17 protein-coding genes are annotated in these 18,093 nt (G+C 64.5%); 13 read left to right on the top strand and 4 right to left on the bottom strand.

The features are described 5' to 3' along the window. Positions 1-122 precede the first annotated feature (122 nt). Positions 123-1,172: a hypothetical protein gene (locus tag ACFPN5_RS12775; RefSeq protein WP_379783764.1), complete on the top strand. Its 1,050-nt coding sequence runs from the start codon at positions 123-125 to the stop codon at positions 1,170-1,172. Further along, the gene (recJ, locus tag ACFPN5_RS12770) at positions 1,172-2,866 is read left to right on the top strand and encodes a single-stranded-DNA-specific exonuclease RecJ (protein ID WP_379783916.1); all 1,695 of its coding nucleotides are present in this window, start codon (positions 1,172-1,174) and stop codon (positions 2,864-2,866) included. Before ACFPN5_RS12775 ends, recJ begins: the two co-directional genes overlap by 1 nt. A gap of 26 nt (positions 2,867-2,892) precedes the next feature. Here the strand turns inward: recJ and ACFPN5_RS12765 are convergent, their stop codons facing one another. Then, on the bottom strand, positions 2,893-3,375 hold the full coding sequence (locus ACFPN5_RS12765; protein ID WP_379783762.1) for a YybH family protein: 483 nt from the start codon (positions 3,373-3,375) through the stop codon (positions 2,893-2,895). 109 nt (positions 3,376-3,484) lie between these two features. Here ACFPN5_RS12765 and ACFPN5_RS12760 point away from each other — a divergent pair, with 109 nt between their 5' ends. The 5 genes from ACFPN5_RS12760 (at position 3,485) to ACFPN5_RS12740 (ending at position 7,737) form a co-directional block, all read left to right on the top strand. Continuing rightward, on the top strand, positions 3,485-3,934 hold the full coding sequence (locus ACFPN5_RS12760; RefSeq protein ID WP_379783760.1) for an antitoxin Xre/MbcA/ParS toxin-binding domain-containing protein: 450 nt from the start codon (positions 3,485-3,487) through the stop codon (positions 3,932-3,934). 2 nt (positions 3,935-3,936) lie between these two features. Further along, complete coding sequence (locus ACFPN5_RS12755; RefSeq protein ID WP_379783758.1) at positions 3,937-4,620, top strand: RES family NAD+ phosphorylase; 684 nt, start codon at positions 3,937-3,939, stop codon at positions 4,618-4,620. Positions 4,621-4,636: 16 nt separating this feature from the next. Then, a complete protein-coding gene (locus ACFPN5_RS12750) occupies positions 4,637-4,957 on the top strand; it encodes a DUF2288 domain-containing protein (protein ID WP_379783756.1) in 321 nt (106 codons plus the stop codon). Between the two features lie 190 nt (positions 4,958-5,147). Further along, on the top strand, positions 5,148-6,773 hold the full coding sequence (locus ACFPN5_RS12745) for a methyl-accepting chemotaxis protein (protein ID WP_379783754.1): 1,626 nt from the start codon (positions 5,148-5,150) through the stop codon (positions 6,771-6,773). 220 nt (positions 6,774-6,993) lie between these two features. Continuing rightward, positions 6,994-7,737, top strand: a complete 744-nt coding sequence (locus tag ACFPN5_RS12740; RefSeq protein WP_379783752.1) for a GAF domain-containing protein — start codon at positions 6,994-6,996, stop codon at positions 7,735-7,737. Positions 7,738-7,809: 72 nt separating this feature from the next. Here the strand turns inward: ACFPN5_RS12740 and ACFPN5_RS12735 are convergent, their stop codons facing one another. Then, a complete protein-coding gene (locus ACFPN5_RS12735; RefSeq protein ID WP_379783750.1) occupies positions 7,810-8,205 on the bottom strand; it encodes a tetratricopeptide repeat protein in 396 nt (131 codons plus the stop codon). Continuing rightward, a complete protein-coding gene (locus tag ACFPN5_RS12730) occupies positions 8,202-10,208 on the bottom strand; it encodes a bifunctional 2',3'-cyclic-nucleotide 2'-phosphodiesterase/3'-nucleotidase (protein ID WP_379783748.1) in 2,007 nt (668 codons plus the stop codon). The genes ACFPN5_RS12735 and ACFPN5_RS12730 overlap by 4 nt, the downstream gene beginning before the upstream one ends. Before the next feature lie 120 nt (positions 10,209-10,328). Between ACFPN5_RS12730 and prfB the strand changes: the two genes are divergently transcribed. From prfB to lysS, 3 genes are all read left to right on the top strand, one after another. Further along, a protein-coding gene (gene prfB / locus ACFPN5_RS12725; RefSeq protein WP_379783746.1) for a peptide chain release factor 2 occupies positions 10,329-11,436 on the top strand; the annotation gives its coding sequence in 2 pieces (ribosomal slippage) (positions 10,329-10,409 and positions 10,411-11,436; 1,107 coding nt in all). Beyond that, positions 11,433-12,107: an HAD family hydrolase gene (locus tag ACFPN5_RS12720; RefSeq protein ID WP_379783744.1), complete on the top strand. Its 675-nt coding sequence runs from the start codon at positions 11,433-11,435 to the stop codon at positions 12,105-12,107. Before prfB ends, ACFPN5_RS12720 begins: the two co-directional genes overlap by 4 nt. Positions 12,108-12,132: 25 nt before the next feature. Beyond that, a complete protein-coding gene (gene lysS, locus ACFPN5_RS12715) occupies positions 12,133-13,689 on the top strand; it encodes a lysine--tRNA ligase (RefSeq protein WP_379783742.1) in 1,557 nt (518 codons plus the stop codon). A 57-nt stretch (positions 13,690-13,746) separates the two neighbouring features. On the opposite strand, the gene ppnN is transcribed toward lysS, so the two are convergent. Next, positions 13,747-15,117 (bottom strand): nucleotide 5'-monophosphate nucleosidase PpnN, encoded by a 1,371-nt coding sequence (ppnN, locus tag ACFPN5_RS12710; RefSeq protein WP_379783740.1) that lies wholly within the window; start codon positions 15,115-15,117, stop codon positions 13,747-13,749. Positions 15,118-15,399: 282 nt separating this feature from the next. Here ppnN and ACFPN5_RS12705 point away from each other — a divergent pair, with 282 nt between their 5' ends. From ACFPN5_RS12705 to ACFPN5_RS12695, 3 genes are all read left to right on the top strand, one after another. After that, a complete protein-coding gene (locus ACFPN5_RS12705) occupies positions 15,400-16,905 on the top strand; it encodes a peptide MFS transporter (RefSeq protein ID WP_379783738.1) in 1,506 nt (501 codons plus the stop codon). Between the two features lie 190 nt (positions 16,906-17,095). Then, a complete protein-coding gene (locus tag ACFPN5_RS12700; protein ID WP_379783736.1) occupies positions 17,096-17,533 on the top strand; it encodes an Hsp20/alpha crystallin family protein in 438 nt (145 codons plus the stop codon). 33 nt (positions 17,534-17,566) lie between these two features. Continuing rightward, positions 17,567-18,043, top strand: coding sequence for an Hsp20/alpha crystallin family protein (locus tag ACFPN5_RS12695; RefSeq protein ID WP_379783734.1), 477 nt, complete (start codon positions 17,567-17,569; stop codon positions 18,041-18,043). Positions 18,044-18,093 lie beyond the last annotated feature (50 nt).

Here is an 18,093-nt window from a genome sequence, read left to right as displayed (position 1 = left end):
AAATTCTAACACCTCGGCCGTGCGGGCGGCCGAATGCGGCTAACTGAGCGCTGACCAGGGCGAGCTCGTCCCGGCATGTGTGGCACCTGGTGTGGCGCATCCAGCACGCATGGGGTGCCCGGATGCCCTACAATCACGGTATGGCCCACATCACGCTCGTCCTGCCCTTCGCGCTTCCGATTCCCGAATTTGCCCCCGACCTGGTGCGCGCCCTTGCCCCGAATGCGCCGGCGCTGGGCGCCCTGCTGTCGCGCACCAGCAGCTACGCGCGGGTGGCCGTCGACGACACGGTGCGCGCGCTGCCGCACGAGCAGTGGCTGGCCCGGGCGCTTGGTTTACTCGAGGCTGGCCGCCCGGCGCTGGCCGCCGCCGCCATGCGCGGGCGCGGCATCGAGCCGGATGGGGGCACCTGGTTCATCGTCAACCCGGCGCACATCGAGATCGCCCGCACCCACCTGCTGATGGCCGACCTGCGCAACATCCGCCTGAGCGAACCGGACAGCCGCGCGCTGTTCGAGTCGGCCCGGCCCTACTTCGAGGAAGCCGGCCACGCGCTGGCCTGGGGCGACGCCCAGACCTGGTTCATGCGCGCCGACGACTGGGCGGCCCTGGATACGGCCACGCCCGACGCCGCCGTCGGCATGGACCTGACCGACTGGATGCCGGCAGGCGCCCACGCCGCGGCCTTCCGGCGCCTGCAGAACGAAGTGCAGATCCTGTGGCATTCGCATCCGGTCAACGCCGAGCGCGAGGCGCGCCGCCTGCCGCCGGTGAATGCGTTCTGGCTGTGGGGCGCTGCCGATGCGGCCCGTAGCCGTGCTCCGCGAGCGCCTGCCCTTGCCGCCTTTGACGCCGCCCCCTGGGTCGATGCGCTGGCGGACACGCCAGTGACCGACCTGCCGGCTTTCGTGGCCGGCCTGGACCGCGATACCATCCTGGTGTGCGGCAGTGCCGCGGCGAGCGCCATCGGCGCCGACTGGGGCATCTGGATTGCGCAGATGGGACAGCTTGAAGCTGCGCTGTTCGCACCCATCTTGAAAGCCTTGCTTGACAACCGCGTGCGGTCAGTGAGCCTGGTGCTGAGCCACCGCGACGCGCACGCCGCCTGCACCACCAATGCCCTGGCCCAGCGCAAGTTCTGGCGCCGCCCTACCCTGGACCGACTGCTTTGATTACGCGTATTTCCACCCGCCCCTGCCCGTTCCGCCAGTCCGAAATGCTGCGCCAGGGCGGCGTGCACCCCGTCCTGGCCCGCATCTATGCCTCGCGCGGCCTGATTGACGCGCGCGAACTCGCCAGCGAGCTGTCGGCGCTGGTCCCGCCGAGCGGCCTGCGCCACATCGACGCCGCCGCCGTGTTCCTCGCCGATTCGATTGGCGCCGGCAAGAAGATGACCATCGTCGCCGATTACGACTGCGACGGCGCCACCGCCTGTGCGGTCGCCTTGCGTGGCCTGCGGGCGATGGGCGCGCAGGTCGACTACATCGTGCCGAACCGTTTCGAATACGGCTATGGCCTCACGCCCGAGATCGTCGAACTGACGGCGCGCGAAAAGGCACCCGACATCATCATCACCGTCGACAACGGCATCGCCAGCATCGACGGTGTGCTGGAGGCTAACCGGCGCGGGATCGAAGTCGTCGTCACCGACCACCACCTGCCCGGCGACGCGCTGCCGCCTGCGCGCGTGATCGTCAACCCGAACCAGCCCGAGTGCGGCTTCCCGAGCAAGAACCTGGCCGGCGTCGGCGTCGTGTTCTACGTGCTGCTGGCGCTGCGCGCCGAATTGCGCCGGCGCGGCGTGTTCGACGCCGCCACCCAGCCGAAGCTGGACAACCTGCTCGACCTGGTGGCGCTGGGCACGGTGGCCGACGTGGTGAAGCTCGACGCCAACAACCGCATCCTGGTCGCCCAGGGCATCAAGCGCATGCGCGCCGGCCGCATGCATGCCGGCGTGGCGGCGCTGTTCCGGGTCGCCGGGCGCGAAGCGCGCTGCGCCTCGCCCTTCGACCTGGGCTTTGCCGTCGGCCCGCGCCTGAATGCGGCGGGGCGACTGGAAGACATGTCGCTCGGGATCGAATGCTTGACCACCGACGACGAGGGCCGCGCCTGGGCCATCGCCCAGCAGCTCAACGAGATCAATTTGAAACGGCGCGAGATCGAAGCCGAGATGCAGGACACGGCGCTGCTGCACCTGGACGCCTTCGAGCCCACCGACAGCAGCACCATTGCCGTGTTCGACGAAGGCTGGCACCAGGGTGTGATCGGCATCGTCGCGTCGCGCCTGAAAGAAAAATTCTTCCGGCCCACGATCACGTTCGCGCCGGGCGGGCTGGGCCTGATCAAGGGTTCGGGACGCTCGATCCCGGGCTTTCACATGCGCGACGCGCTCGACCTGGTGTCGAAACGCGTGCCGGGCCTGATCGACAAGTTCGGCGGCCACGCGATGGCGGCCGGCCTGACCATCAAGGCGGAATCGTTCGACGCGTTCTCGCAGGCCTTCGAGGCGGTCGGGCGCGCCTGGCTGACCCAGGCGCAGCTGGAACGCGTGGTCGAAACCGACGGCCCGCTCGAAGACGAGTTCTACTGCACCAGCTTCATCGAGCTGATGGATGGCCAGGTGTGGGGCCAGGGCTTCGCGCCGCCCGTGTTCTGCGACGAATTCCGGGTGCTGAGCCAGCGTATCCTGAAGGAAAAGCACCTCAAGCTGCTGCTGGAGAAGAACGGCCGGCGCTACGACGCGATCTGGTTCGGGCATACCGATGGGCTCGGCGACCGGGCCCGGGTGGCGTTCCGGCTGGATGCGAACGAATACAACGGCGTGACGAAGGTGCAATTGCTGGTGGAGCACGCGGAACCAATCTGATGCGCGGCGTGATGTGGTGTGCGGTGCTACCTCCCGCAATCGCAGCCGCGATCGAACACCACCCGCCACGTTCCCGGCCCTTCCAGCCGCCACACCGAATTGAACCGCCCGACCTGCTTGCCCGCCGCATCCTTCACCGGCCCGCTGCTGTAGGCCAGCGTGCCCGATGCCAGCACCTCGACTTCATCCGGCTCCCACGAAAACGGTGCCGCCGGCTTGTCGAAGTAAGCACGCCAACCCGAGGCCACCGCGTCCTTGCCGCGCTGCGGTCCCGCCGGGTTCATGAACACGGCCTCGCGCGAGAGGAAGCCCGTGAAGGCCTCGAAGTCGCGCGCCGCCATGGTCGCGGCGAAGGCCCGTTCGGCCTGCATCACCTGCTGGCGCAGCTCGACCGGGCCGACGCGCGAGCCGCGCGCAAGCCCGAGCGCCGCGGCGCCGACGACCATCGCCCCTACCAGAACAAGACCCACCGAGTGCCAACGCATGGAATAACCTTTTCCTTTTAGCAATTCGGCACCGATTCTGGCATGCGCCCGCAGCCTTGACAACTAGTAGCGCGAATATCAATTGCATCGGATACGGAAACGGAGTATAAATACTCCAGAAACGGAGGACTCCATGAGCCACGCTACGAATCTTGCCTACTCCTACCCGAAAAGCCGCTTCGAGCCCGCGGTCCTGGTAGACCTGAATTCCCGCGTCGAGCGCGAGCGCCTGTCGAAAGCGGCCCTGACCGGCTTTTTCAAGCTGGCCGCTGCCTGGCAGCTGCGCGACGACGATGCGCGCGAGCTGCTCGGCGGCCTGTCGGCATCGAGCTACTACGACTGGAAAAAGAACCCGGACCGGGTCCTCGAAGTCGACCGCATCACGCGCATTTCCTACCTGCTCGGCATCTACAAGGCCCTGCATATCCTGTACGACGACAAGCTCGCCGACGAATGGGTGATGCTCCCCAACAGCAACGTGATTTTCGGCGGCCGCACGCCGCTCGCCTGCATGCTGGGCGGCGGGCTGCTGGCCATGCAAACGGTGCGCAAGCTGCTGGACGCGCGCCGCGGAGGCCTCTGACCTTGCCGGCCGCTCCAAAACTCACCAGCCTGCGCCAGTTCGACACCTGCCGCCTGATCCCGTCGCGCTTCGCCGACCTCGAGGATTCGGTGCTGGCACCCCTGGCCGACGACGACGCCACCCTGCGCGACCTGTTCGACCTCGATAACGCCACCAACGAGCGCCTGCGCGGCGAGGCAGACCTGCTGCCCGGCATCGGCATGGACGAACTCGTCTTCGGTGTCCCGCAGTTCCGGATCATCAATGCCGCCTACACCTATGCGCGTCCGGAAGGCAGCCGCTTCAACGACGGCGAGCGCGGCGCCTGGTATTGCGCTTTCGAGGCCGAGACGGCACTGGCCGAGGTGTGCTTCCACAAGGCGGTCGAATACCAGGAAATCAAGCGCTTCGACGACAGCGTCACCTACCAGACGATGCTGGCCGACTTCAACGGCAGCTTCCATGACATCCGCGGCGTGCGCGGGCTCGCCAAATGCCTCGATCCGGGCAGCTATGTGGCGTCCCAGTCGCTGGCGGCCGAGCTGCTGGAGGCCGGCTCGATGGGCATCATCTACCCGAGCGTGCGGCGGCCCGAGGGCACCAACCTCGCCTGCTTCCGCCCGGCGCTGGTAGGTAACGTGCGCAAGGGTCCGGCCTATCGGTTAACATGGGCGGGTTCGCCCGTCCCGACGGTCGACCTCATCTGAACCACATTGAAAAAGCATGAAAACGAAGCCCGAGAACGACACCGAACTGCACGACAAGATCAACCGCGAAACCGGCCGTATCCGCTGGGATGAGCTGGAGCGCCACTTCGCGCAAGGCAACGTGATCTATGTCAGCGAAGAGCTCGACCTGATCGATGTCGCCATGCGCATTTCGCACGACGACAAGGAGAGCATCGCGCGCTGGATGCGCGAGGGCAAGGTGGCGAAGGTGTCGGACCTGCAAGCCGAGACCTGGGCCGTCGGCGACATCGCCCTGTGGGCCTCGGTGGTGCACCCGTTCATCCTGGTGCAGCCGGAGAAGAAACAGCTGCACTGAAGCAGTCCTCTTCCGCTGGTGGGCGGGCATTGCAAGATTCATAACGCATGAATGTTGCATATTTGCCGCATGGCATTTTTTTAAGTCTCCCCGCTGCTATACTCCGGGTATCGCTGCCGCCGTGACTGTCACCCAGGCGCATCCCTAGTCAAGTGCGAGGCGCCGCCCCGCCACCCGGAAGGAAACCCACGTGAAGAACCTCAAGATCGGTGCCCGCCTCGGCATCGGATTTTCCATCGTCCTGGCGCTGCTGCTGGCCGTGACCGTCACCGCGATCGTGCGCATGCAGGCCGCCGGCGACCTGACGCACCGCCTGGTCGATACCAGCATCAAGAACCAGCGCAACGTCGCCGAGTGGGGCAAGCTGGTCGAGGTGAACAGTGCCATGCTCCAGACGGTGTATGTCTCGTCCGACACCGCGGTCATCCAGACTGTTGAAGCCCGCATGAAGCAGATTTCAGCCCGTTCGACCGAACTGCAGAACGCCATCGAGGCCTCGCTGCGCAACCCGGCCGTGGTGGAGCAGTTCAAGGTCGTCAAAGCCAGACGCGATCCGTACCTGGCTGCCCGCGCGGCGCTGTTCAAGGCCAAGAATGAAGGCGACGTCGAAGGCGTCGAAAGGATCTACAACGAGCAGTTGCTGCCGAACAGCACCGTTTTCCTGGCCGAGATGAACAAGCTGGCCGCGATGCAGATCGAGGCCGCCGATGGCGTCGCCGCCGGCATCCTCGCCTCTTACGACGATACCCGCGCGCTCCTGATCAGCCTGGGCGTCGTCGCCCTGCTGCTGGGCGTTGCCTGCGCCTGGTTCATCACCCGCTCGATCACCGTGCCGCTGCGCCAGGCCGTCGGCTTCGCCCAGCGCGTGGCGCGCGGCGACCTCACCAGCCGCGCGGCGCAAGAGTCGCGCGACGAAACTGGCGACCTGCTGCGCGCGCTGGCCAGCATGACGCAGGCGCTGGCCGGAATCGTCGGCCACGTACGCACAGGGACCGGCTCGATCGGCATGGCGGCCAACGAAATCGCCAGCGGCAACGCGGATTTGTCCGTCCGTACCGAGCAGCAGGCCGGCTCGCTCGAAGAAACCGCCTCCTCGATGGAAGAACTGACCTCGACCGTCCGCCAGAACGCCGACAATGCGCGCGAAGCGAACCGGCTGGCGCAGAGCGCCGCCGCCATTGCCGGCCAGGGCGGCGCGGTGGTCGCCGAAGTCGTCACCACGATGGGCTCGATCAACGACTCCTCGCGCAAGATTGTCGACATCATCAGCGTCATCGACGGCATCGCCTTCCAGACCAACATCCTGGCGCTGAACGCTGCCGTGGAAGCGGCGCGCGCGGGCGAACAGGGCCGCGGCTTTGCGGTCGTCGCCGGCGAAGTGCGCAACCTGGCGCAGCGCTCGGCCGCCGCGGCGAAGGAAATCAAGACGCTCATCGACGACTCGGTGAACAACGTCGCCGCCGGCGCGAAGCAGGTCGACCGCGCGGGCGCCACCATGAACGAGATCGTGCGCAGCATCGAGCACGTCACCACCATCATGGCCGACATCGCCAACGCCAGCGAGGAACAGAGCGCCGGCATCGAGCAGGTCAACAGCGCCATCGTCGACATGGACCGGGTCACGCAGCAGAACGCCGCGTTGGTCGAGGAAGCGGCAGCCGCCGCCGAATCGATGCAGGAGCAGGCCGAGCGCCTGGCCGAGGTGGTCAGCACCTTCAAGCTCGACGACGTGAACGCGGCGGCGCGCGCCGGCGGCACGCGGCAAGCGGCAACCAGCCAGGCCGCGGCCACGCGCCTGGCGCTGGCGGGCGCCTGATCGAGTCGGCAACCCCGGCCTGTCCGGGACTGCTCTTTAATATGGAACATGACTAATAGCAATATTTGACAAAATCGCTAACTAAACACGGAATACTCTTTATAGATTGCAATTAAAATTGAGCCATTCGCCGATATTCACATGACTTTCTGTCCGTAAGCATCGAGTTTTAGTTACATTCATCAAATCAGCTATACTCCGAGAAACCGTAGGAATATTGATGAACAGCAATTTCATAGAAGAGGACCCGATCCTGACCACGAGCGAGGCCGCGCGCATGCTTGGCGTGGCGACCAGTACGGTCCAGCTCTGGATGGAAAGCGGCGCCATCGAGTCGTGGAAAACGCCGGGTGGCCATCGCCGCACGCGTCAGAGCCACATTCGTGCCTTGATGAACAAGGTGAGCGGACAGGCCGGGGGCGACGAGCGGCGCGCGCCGCCGACGCCCACGGATCCCGAATACCTGCCACTGGCCGATGCGTCCTACCCTTCGCCGGCGAACGAGGCGCAGCGCCTGGCCGCCCTGGCGGCCTCGAACATGGTCGACAGTCCGGGGGAAGAACGCTTCGACCGGATCGTGCGCCTCGCCTCGATGGTGACCGATTCGCCGATCGCGCTCATTTCGCTGCTGACCTCGAAGCGTCAGTGGTTCAAGGCGCGCATCGGCCTGGCAGCCCAGCAGACGCCGCGCGAATGGGCCTTCTGCTCGCACGCGATCCTGAACGATGCGCCTTTCGTCGTCGAAGACGCGATGGCCGACGCCCGCTTCTCCGGCAATCCGCTGGTGCTGGCCGACCCACACATCCGTTTCTACGCGGGCGTGCCGCTGCGCGACAGCTCGGGCATGGCCATGGGTACCCTGTGCGTGATCGACCGCGAGCCGCGCAAGCTGCGTGCGGCCGAGCTGCAGGCGCTGGTGGATCTGGCGGCGATTGCGGCGGATGAGATGTCGACGCCTGCCTAGGGCGGGTAAGCGGCATCCATGCTCCGAACCCGTCGATAGCGACGCACAGACCCTACGGGTCAAGCTCACGCTTTACTGGCCTGGCACCGTGTGCTGCAGCGCATGCCCCGCCTGTCGCATCAGCAGCTCTGCCTTGCGCGGATCCGGCTCCGTCAAGGCCAGTTGCTGCAGCGCCGCCGGATAACCCAGCGCCGCAGCCGTTTCCAGCCAGCGCCGCGCAGCAAGCGCGTCGCGCGCCACGCCCTCCCCCGCAGCCAGCAAGTTCGACAGCGTAAACATCGCCGCCGGCACCTGCCCCTGCGCCGCAATCCCGATCAAGGAAGCGGCAAGCACTGCGTCCTTCGGCACACCCGCCCCATTGCGGTGCATCAGCCCCAACCGGTAGGCCTCCCTGGCATCGAGCTGCGGCTGGGCCGCAACCGGCCCGCCCAGGAGGGCCGCCACCAGCAACAGCACCGCCCGCATCATTTCGACAGGTCGACCGCGTACAGCGCAAACCCCTTGCCGAGGCCATCGTCTGCACGCAGCAGGCTGACATTGTCCAGCCCCGCCTGGTGCGCCAGGTCCAGCATGCCGGGTGCCGAATGGAAGACCACCCGCCCCTTGGTTGCCACCTTCGCGAAGCGCCAGCTGCGCACCGCGCCATGCTCGCTGCGCGTGAGCTTCTTCACGTCGCGGATATACCCGATCAGCACGTCGCGGCTGGTGTCCGGCGAGGCGAGCACGGTCTTGCTGCCGTCGAGCCCGGGGAAGTTGCCGCCGCCGCTGGCACGGTAGTTGTTCGTCGCGACGATGAATTCCTGCTGCGGCGTCACCGGCACCCCGCGCAGGGCAAGCCCGCGGATGCGCTGACCCGGCGGCTGGGTGACGTCGATCTCGTAGCTGATCTCGGTGGACGTCAGGGTATCGAAGTTGTAGCTCGGGACCGTCGGGTTGACCAGCTCCTGCGGTTCGGTTTTCGCCGGGTCGATGGTGTTGAAGCGCCGCGCCGAGGTCTCCAGCCAGGCCTTCAGGTCCGCGCCGTCGACCTTCACCGCATACAGCGCGTTCGGATACAGGTAGAGGTCGGCCGCGTTGTTCAGCGCCAGCTTGCCGGCCGGGACATCGGTGAAGTCGAAGGCGCCGGCCGAGCCGCTCTTGAACGGCGCCGACATCGACAGCACCGGGAGCTTCGCGTACTGCGGCAGATTGGCCTCCACGTATTTTTTCACATAGCGTGTTTGCGCGGCGTTGACCACCGCGATGGCAGAGGTATCGCCCACGTCGGCAAAATAGGTCGTCATGCGAAAGTCGCTGCTGCCGACCGGGGTCTTCACATACCGGATCGTCGCCTCGTGCTCTTCGCGGATGAGGTCCAGCACCTTCGGGTCGGCGGCCACGAAACTCTTGTCCACGTTCTGCGCACTGCGCGCCTCGACCACCGTCTTGTCCTTGTCGATGCGCCAGCGGCGCCCGTCCGCGCGCAGATGCAGCGCGATGAGGCCCAGGTGCTTGCCCCACAGGTTGGCCATTACGGTCGGCACGCCATGCACCAGGCCCTTCGCCTTGTCCACGCCGGGCAAGGCGAACTGCGGCGCAGTGCTGGCGGCGTTCGGGAACAGCTGGTGCGAGTGCCCGAGCAGCATCGCATCGACACCCGGCACTTGCGCCAGGTACCAGTTCGCGTTTTCCATCTGCGCCGTGTAGGGGCTGGCGTCCAGGCCCCCGTGCGAGATCGCGACCACGATATCGGCGCCCTTGCGCCGCATCTCGGGCACGTACTTGCGTGCCGCTTCCACCACACCCGTCGTGGTCAGCTTGCCCTCCAGGTGGCGCTTGTCCCAGGACATGATGGCCGGCGGCGTGAAACCGATGATGCCTACCCTGACCGTCGCCGTGACCGGGCGGCCGTTCGCATCCTGCGCCGTGACCCGCTTTTCGATGATGCGGTAGGGCTCGAACAGCGGCTTTTTGGTCTTGACGCTGTAGACGTTGGCCAGCACCTGCGGGAAGGCCGGCCCGGCGCAACGCCGGGGTTGGTCTACGCCGGCAACCTGCAAACGCCGCCCCGTCACCTGGCTCAGGAATGCGAGGCCGTAGTTGAACTCATGGTTACCGATCGAGGAGCCGTCGTACTTGAGCGCGTTCATCACCTTGTAGATGCCGAGCGTCTGGTCGCAGCGCAGCGGCTTCACGAGCGCCTGATAGTCGGCCAGCGCATTGCCCTGGATGGTGTCGCCATTGTCGAAGAGGACCGTATTTGGAAATTCGGCGCGCGCCTGGGCGATCAGGCTGGCCGTGCGGTCCAGGCCGATCGATGGCTCGGGGGCCAGCTTGAAATAGTCGTAGCCGACCACGTTCGAATGCAGGTCGGTGGTTTCGAGCACGGCCAGCACGGCGCTCGCGCCCTTCGGTGCGGAAGGGGCGGCAAGCGCAGGCGCGCCGAGGGCGATGAGGACGATGCCAAGCTGGCAAGGGAATGAAGGGCGCATGCGGGATCTCGGGATGGGAACCGCGCGATGATACGGCAGCGGCCGGAACGGGGGCAAGAAGCTTTGGGCGACTGGGGTATAATCGAAGGTTCGATTCAACTCACTCAAAATGCCAAGATCATGGAAGCTGAACGCATCAACGCCATCTCCGCCCTGCTGAACGACCTGACCGGTCGTGAGGCCGAACTTCGGAGGTATCTTTGACTTCGATCGGAAGTCAGAGAAACTAGAGCAGGTCAACGAAGAACTCGAAGATCCGACCGTCTGGAACGTCCAGAAACGGGCGCTGGATCTCGGTAAAGAGAAAAAAGCGCTGGAAGGCGTCGTGCTGACGCTCGAGAAAGCGAAAGCCGACCTCGCGGACGCCGCCGACCTGTTCGAGATGGGCCGCGAAGAAGGCGACGAGGACACGATGGAAGCGGTCGCCGCCGACCTCGAGGGCATCAAGGCCGTCATCGAGGGCATGGAATTTCGCCGCATGTTCAGCAACCCGATGGACCACGCCAGCTGCTTCATCGACATCCAGGCCGGCGCCGGCGGCACCGAAGCCCAGGACTGGGCCTCGATGCTGCTGCGCCAGTACCTGCGCTATTGCGAACGCAAGGGCTTCAAGGCCGAAATCCTGGAGCAGTCCGACGGCGAGGTCGCCGGCATCAAGACCGCGACCATCAAGGTCGAGGGCGAGTACGCCTATGGCCACCTGCGCACCGAAACCGGCGTGCACCGCCTCGTGCGCAAGTCGCCGTTCGACTCGGCCAACGGCCGCCACACCTCGTTCACCTCGCTGTTCGTGTACCCGGAAGTGGACGAGTCCTTTGAGGTCGAGATCAACCCGGCCGACGTGCGCATCGACACCTACCGCGCATCCGGCGCGGGCGGCCAGCACATCAACAAGACCGACTCCGCGGTGCGCCTGACGCACGCGCCGTCGGGCATCGTCGTGCAGTGCCAGAACGACCGTTCGCAGCACCGCAACAAGGCCGAGGCCTTCGACATGCTGCGCGCGAAGCTGTTCGAGCTGGAAATGCGCAAGCGCATGAGCGAGCAGCAGAAGCTGGAAGACTCGAAGACCGACGTCGGCTGGGGCCACCAGATCCGCTCGTACGTGCTCGACCAGTCGCGCATCAAGGACTTGCGTACCGGCTTCGAGACCGGCAACACCAAGAACGTGCTCGATGGCGACCTGGACGAGTTCATTTCGGCCTCCCTGAAGCAGGGCGTGGCATGACGCAGTTTTTGAACCCGGCTAAACGCGCACTGATCTTCGACATGGACGGTACCATCGTCGACAACATGGCCTTCCACACGCAGTCGTGGGTCACCTTCTTCGAGCGGCGCGGGCGCGACATCGATGCGGACGAATTCTTCCGCACGACGGCCGGCCGCCAGGGCAAGGAGATCATCCGTTCGCACATGGGCGAGCACCTGGCTGACGACGAAGTCGCCGTGCTCAACCACGAAAAGGAAGCGGTCTACCGCGAGCTGTATGCGCCGCACCTGAAAAGCGTCGCCGGCTTCGAGGACCTGATCGCCGATGCGCGCACCCAGGGCATCGCGCTGGCGGTCGGCACCGCCGCGCCGCCGGCGAACGTCGAGTTCACCCTGGGCGGCCTCGACCTGCGCCACCATTTCGACACCGTCGTCGGCGCCACCGATGTTGCGCGCGGCAAGCCGCATCCGGACGTATTCATGGAAGCGGCGCGCCGCTGCGGCGCCGCGCCTGGGGATTGCATCGTGTTCGAAGACGCGCCGCTGGGCGTGGAAGCAGCGCGCCGCGCCGGCATGCGCACCGTAGTCATCACGACCACCCTGCCCGCCGAGGCCTTTGCCGAATTCGACAACGTGATCGCCATCGTCTCCGATTTCTCGGAGTTGTCGCTGGACGCACTGTTCGCCTGATCAAATCAAAAAAACTGGATTCACCATGACTACGGAAAACCAAGAGAACACGTCGGCGCCGGCAGTGGCAACTGCAACTGCGGCGGCCGACGAAAACAAGATCATGACCGAGCGTCGCGCCAAGCTGGCCGCGATCCGCGAAAAAGGCGTCGCCTTTCCGAACGACTTCAAGCCGCAGCACAAGGCTGCCGAGCTGATCGAGCAGTTTGGCGCCCTGACCCGCGAAGAGCTGGAAGAAAAAGCCATCCCCGTGGTGCTGGCCGGCCGCATGATGCTCAAGCGCGAAGCCGGCAAGAAGGCCGCTTTTGCGACCCTGCAGGACGCTTCGGGCGTACGCGCCGACGGCCGCATCCAGATCTACGTCACGCTCGACGCGACCGGCGCGCAAGCGATGGAAGACTTCCGCACGTACGACCTGGGCGACATCCTGGGCGTCGAAGGCACCCTGTTCAAGACCAAGGTCGACGAGCTGACCATCAAGGTCACCACGCTGCGCCTGATCACCAAGTCGCTGCGCCCGCTGCCGGACAAGTTCCACGGCCTGGCCGACCAGGAAACGAAATACCGCCAGCGTTACGTCGACCTGATCATGAACGAAGAGACGCGCCGCACCTTCAAGGCGCGTACTGCCGCCCTGTCGTCGATGCGCCGCTTCATGGAAAAGAACGACTTCATGGAAGTCGAAACGCCGATGCTGCACCCGATCCCGGGCGGCGCCGCTGCGAAACCGTTCACCACCCACCACAACGCGCTCGACATGCAGATGTTCCTGCGTATCGCGCCCGAGCTGTACCTGAAACGCCTGGTGGTCGGCGGCTTCGATCGCGTGTTCGAAGTGAACCGCAACTTCCGCAACGAGGGCGTGTCGATCCGTCACAACCCTGAATTCACGATGATGGAGTTCTACGCGGCCTACACGAACTACACCTGGCTGATGGACTTCACCGAGGCGATCATTCGCCAGGCGGCGGTCGACGCCCAGGGCACGGCCGTGCTGTCGTACGGTGGGCGCGAGCTAGACCTGTCGAAGCCCTTCCAGCGCCTGACCATCGTCGACGCCATCAACAAGTATGCGCCGGGTTACACCCCTGAGCAGCTGGAGGATGCGGAATTCATCAAGGCTGAACTGAAGAAGTTCGGCGTGAAGCCGTTCGCCACCGCCGGCCTGGGCGCGCTGCAACTGGCGCTGTTCGAAGAGACGGCCGAGTCGCAACTGTGGGAACCGACCTATATCATCGACTATCCCGTAGAAGTGTCGCCGCTGGCGCGCGCATCGGACACCCGTGCCGGCATCACCGAGCGCTTCGAGCTGTTCATGGTGGGCCGCGAAATCGCCAACGGCTTCTCGGAGCTGAACGATCCGGAAGACCAGGCGGCGCGTTTCCTGTCGCAGGTCGAAGCCAAGGACGCGGGCGACGAGGAGGCGATGTACTACGACGCCGACTATATCCGCGCGCTGGAATACGGCATGCCGCCGGCCGGCGGCTGCGGCATCGGCATCGACCGTTTGATCATGATCCTGACGGACTCGCCGAACATTCGCGACGTGCTGCTGTTCCCGCACTTGCGGAAAGAAGACTAAAAAAACGGGGCGCCCAAATTAACAATAAGGCGCCCCGTTTTTTTGTCCATGCCTGTCTTATTTCACGATCGTATAACAAGGCACATACGCCTTGCCCGGCAACTTCATCCGGCTCTGCTCGACGAACGACGCCAGCAGCGCGTCCATCGGGCCCATGATCTCGCTTTCGCCCTGGATCTCGTACTTGCCGAATTCCTCGATCGCGCGGATGCCCTCTTCCTTCACGTTCCCGGCCACCACGGCCGAAAATGCGCGGCGCAGGTTCGCTGCCAGCAGGTGCGTGTCCTGGTTCTTGTGCAGCTTCAGGTTGCGCACGTTTTCGTGGGTCGGCTTGAACGGCTTCTGGAATTCCGGGTCGATCCGGAGCAGCCAGTTGAAGTAGTAGGCATCGCTGCGCGCCTTGCGGAATTCGCGCACCTGCTTGATCCCGGCCTGCATCTCTTTGGCGACCGCGTCCGGGTCGTCGATGATGACCTTGTAGCGCGCCTGCGCGCGCGGTCCCAGGGTCTGGGCGATGAAACCGTCGATCTGCTCAAAGTATTCGCTCGCCGTGGCCGGGCCGGTGAAGATCAGCGGGAACGGCATCTCGGCGTTGTCCGGATGGAGCAGGATGCCGAGGATATACAGGATCTCTTCGGCGGTGCCGGCGCCGCCCGGGAACACGCAGATGCCGTGACCGGTACGCACGAAGGCCTCGAGGCGCTTTTCGATGTCCGGCATGATGACCAGGTCGTTGACGATCGGGTTCGGCGATTCGGCGGCGATAATGCCCGGCTCGGAGATGCCGAGGTAACGCCCGCCGTCGCGGCGCTGCTTCGAGTGGCCGATCGCGGCGCCCTTCATCGGCCCCTTCATCGCACCCGGGCCGCAGCCGGTGCAGATGTCGAGTTCACGCAGGCCGAGCGCGTAGCCGACTTCTTTCGAATAGTTGTACTCGATGCGGTTGATCGAGTGCCCGCCCCAGCAGACGACCAAGTTCGGGTTGCGCTGCGGCTGCAGCACGTTGGCGTTGCGCAGGATGTGGAACACCGCGTCCGTGATGTCTTCCGGGCTCGCGAGGTTGAATTTCGGGTTCTCGGTGACTTCGAAGTGGACGTAGACGATGTCGCGCAGCACGGCGAACAGGTGTTCGTGGATGCCCTTGATCATCTTGCCGTCGACGAAAGCCATCGCGGGCGCGCCGCGGATGTCGAGTTTGATGCCGCGTTCGCGCTGGATCACCTTGATGTCGAAACTGCTGTAGCGCTCGAGCAGTTCCTTGCCATCGTCGATCGAGCTGCCGCAGTTGAGCACGGCGAGCGCGCACTTGCGGAAAATGTTGTACAGGCCACCTTTGCTGGTGTCGAGGAGTTTGGCCACTTCGGCCTTCGACAATACTTCAAGCCGGCCTTCCGGGGAAATGAGCGTATCGACGACTTCATAGTTCATGCGGGGATTCCCTTTCTTCTAGTGCGCCGGGGCGAGGTAGCGCCCGGCAACGAAACTGGCTGTTTCACCAATATACGACAAGTGGCAGGGACATGCTTGCCCGGATGCGCAAGAACCACAAAGCAACTACAGACCACCACTGCGCGCAATGTCTAGCACATTGGCAAAAAATTTTCTTGCAGTTAGCAATTTCCACTAAAATGCGTCCCAACTGGAAATTCGGGCAAAACCTGCGTTCCATCAAAACAGTTATTCTCAAAACACCATTTCGGGAGGACCCGCATGAGCGGTGCAGCTGTAACACCTGGCAAAGAAGTTGCCATTCCAGAATTCAAGCAGATCATGGGCCACCCGGCACCGCTGTGGATGCTGTTCATGACGGAATTCTGGGAGCGCTTCGCTTTCTACGGTATCCGTTGGGCCCTCGTGCTCTACATCGTCGCCCAGTTCTACGGCGGCGCCGCCGTCGGCCAGGCCGACGCCAACCTGACCTACGGGTCCTACCTTGCGCTGGTGTATGCCGGCGCCGTCTTCGGCGGCCTGATCGCCGACCGCGTCATCGGCTACCAGCGCTCGATCCTGATCGGCGCCGTCTTCATGGCGGCCGGCCTGTTCATGATTACCCTGCCCGACCAGGACATCTTCAAGCTCGGCCTGGCCACCATCATCGTCGGCAACGGCATGTTCAAGCCGAACATCTCGACCATGGTCGGCAAGCTGTATGCGCTGAACGACACCCGCCGCGATTCGGGCTTCACCATCTTCTACATGGGCATCAATGCCGGCGCGTTCATCGCTCCGATCCTGACCCAGATCCTGGCCCAGGAATTCGGCGACGGCACGACTCCGGCCTACAAGGTCGTGTTCTTCGTGTCCGGCATCGGCATGCTGATCAGCCTGGTGTGGTTCTACATCGGCCGCAAGACCCTGGCCGGCATTGGCGCCCCCGAGCCGCAGGCCCAGGGCCGCGGCCGCTCGATCGCCGTCATCCTCGGCAGCATCGTGGTGATCCCGGGCGTGTACCTGCTGCTGAAACTGGGCGCCGGCACCCTGCAGGTCATCCTGACCGTGCTGTTCGTCGCCCTGGCGGCAATGCTGATGATCGAAGGTATCCGCAACGGCAAGGTCGCGCGCGACAAGACCATCGCCATGATGATCATCTTCGCCTTCAACATCCTGTTCTGGATGTTCTTCGAGCAGGCAGGCAGCTCGTTCACCTTCCTGGCCGACCAGATCGTCGACCGCGACCTGAACGGCTGGATCTTCCCGGTCGCCTGGTTCCAGAGCGTGAACTCGGTCGCCATCATCCTGTTCGCACCGATCATCGCCGCCATCTGGGTGATGCTGGGCCGCCGCAACGCCAACCCGTCGATCCCGCGCAAGTTCGGCCTCGGCCTGATCTTCAACGCCCTCGCCTTCGGCCTGCTGATGTTCGCGCTGGGCAGCCTGGTGGACATGGACAACAAGATCCCGTTCTGGACCCTGTTCACGGTCTACTTCATCCAGTCGGTCGGTGAGCTGTGCCTGTCGCCGATCGGCCTGTCGATGGTCACCAAGCTCGCCCCGGTGCGCCTGGTCGGCCTGGGCATGGGCGGCTGGTTCCTGTCGACCGGTATCGGCAACAACCTGTCCGGCATCTTCGCGTCGCACGTGTCGGGCGAGTCGGGCATGTCGATCGCTTCGGCGCTGGACGGCTACACCTTCGGCTTCTGGTCGCTGATGGCGGGCGGCGTGCTGCTGTTCCTGTTGGCACCGCTGATCCAGAAGCTGATGCACGGCGTGAAGTAAACCGCTTCTTCGCCTCAACAGAAAAACGGCAGCTTCGGCTGCCTTTTTTTATGCCTGAGTCGCCTCCAGGTTCAGTCGCAACATGCATGATTTACATCAGACCTACTGTTTATAAACACCGCTTCCTCCCGAACCATGCTGGGCATACGCGTCCAATCTCTTGGGCCAGACGATAGAAGGAGGGATAGCCATGATTCCATCGATGTTACGCGGCGACCTGTTTTCGCAAATGGACAGGCTGCAGCGAGAGATGCAGCAGGTGTTTGGAATGGAGCCCGACATCCGGGGTCTCGTACGCGGCGGTTTTCCGACCATGAACATCGGCAGCACGCCACAATCCATCGAAATGTATGCGTTCATACCCGGCATTGACCCGAATACCATCGACGTCAACCTCGAGCGCGGTGTGCTGACCTTGTCCGGGGAACGGCAGCCGGAATTCGCCGGTGCAGCTGAGCAATACAACGTGCATGTCAACGAGCGCTTCTCCGGGCGGTTCCGCAAGGTGATCAGCCTGTCCGACGACATCGATCCGGACGGGGTCACGGCCCAGTGCCGGGATGGCTTGCTGCATATCAGCGTCAAGCGGCGCCAGGAAGCGCAGCGTCGCCGCATCAGCGTCCAGTAATCAAGGGAGAGCAACATGGGAGACGAAAGCAATATGGCCACACAAACTGGCCAGGACACCGGACAGGACACGGGCGCCGCGCAGGACGGTAGCGTTGTCGCTGCAGGGAGCAATGCCGCCTCCGGCGCGGGCAATGTTCCGGCCGAAGCCTCCGGCCAGGGCGACGCCGGCCAGGATGAGCCGGCACTGGTGCCGCCAGTCGATGTCATCGAAGACACCGGCGGCATCACGCTGTATGCCGACCTGCCCGGTGTACCCAAGGAAAACCTGTCGCTGCAGCTCGAGCGCGACCGGCTCACCATCGAGGGCCGCGTTGTGCTCGACATGCCGCAGGAAATGCAGTCGAACTTTGCCGAGGTCAGGCTGGAGCGCTATCGCCGGGTATTTGCATTGTCGAACGAACTCGACGGCGAGCAGACCAGCGCCGAGCTCAAAAATGGCGTATTGAAGCTGCGGATTCCAAAAGCGCAGCATGCACAGCCAAGGAAAATCGAGATCACCGTCGCTTAGTGCCGTTCGGGCACAGCCGGGCCGGCTGCGGCCCGGCTGCCCGGTGAACA

The sequence above is a fragment of the Massilia niabensis genome (assembly GCF_042655085.1).
Lineage (GTDB): Bacteria > Pseudomonadota > Gammaproteobacteria > Burkholderiales > Burkholderiaceae_D > Telluria > Telluria niabensis.
Note: the sequence above shows the minus strand (reverse complement) of the source record. Positions and strands in the feature narration are given on the sequence as shown.

What these genes read in the sequence shown, in the direction of transcription:
- ACFPN5_RS12775 (WP_379783764.1), top strand. Translation starts at nt 123, where the DNA reads ATGCCCTACAATCACGGTATGGCCCACATCACGCTCGTCCTGCCCTTC.
- ACFPN5_RS12760 (WP_379783760.1), top strand. Translation starts at nt 3,485, where the DNA reads ATGAGCCACGCTACGAATCTTGCCTACTCCTACCCGAAAAGCCGCTTC.
- ACFPN5_RS12750 (WP_379783756.1), top strand. Translation starts at nt 4,637, where the DNA reads ATGAAAACGAAGCCCGAGAACGACACCGAACTGCACGACAAGATCAAC.
- ACFPN5_RS12740 (WP_379783752.1), top strand. Translation starts at nt 6,994, where the DNA reads ATGAACAGCAATTTCATAGAAGAGGACCCGATCCTGACCACGAGCGAG.
- ACFPN5_RS12735 (WP_379783750.1), bottom strand. Translation starts at nt 8,205, where the DNA reads ATGATGCGGGCGGTGCTGTTGCTGGTGGCGGCCCTCCTGGGCGGGCCG.
- ACFPN5_RS12730 (WP_379783748.1), bottom strand. Translation starts at nt 10,208, where the DNA reads ATGCGCCCTTCATTCCCTTGCCAGCTTGGCATCGTCCTCATCGCCCTC.
- ACFPN5_RS12720 (WP_379783744.1), top strand. Translation starts at nt 11,433, where the DNA reads ATGACGCAGTTTTTGAACCCGGCTAAACGCGCACTGATCTTCGACATG.
- lysS (WP_379783742.1), top strand. Translation starts at nt 12,133, where the DNA reads ATGACTACGGAAAACCAAGAGAACACGTCGGCGCCGGCAGTGGCAACT.
- ppnN (WP_379783740.1), bottom strand. Translation starts at nt 15,117, where the DNA reads ATGAACTATGAAGTCGTCGATACGCTCATTTCCCCGGAAGGCCGGCTT.
- ACFPN5_RS12705 (WP_379783738.1), top strand. Translation starts at nt 15,400, where the DNA reads ATGAGCGGTGCAGCTGTAACACCTGGCAAAGAAGTTGCCATTCCAGAA.
- ACFPN5_RS12700 (WP_379783736.1), top strand. Translation starts at nt 17,096, where the DNA reads ATGATTCCATCGATGTTACGCGGCGACCTGTTTTCGCAAATGGACAGG.
- ACFPN5_RS12695 (WP_379783734.1), top strand. Translation starts at nt 17,567, where the DNA reads ATGGCCACACAAACTGGCCAGGACACCGGACAGGACACGGGCGCCGCG.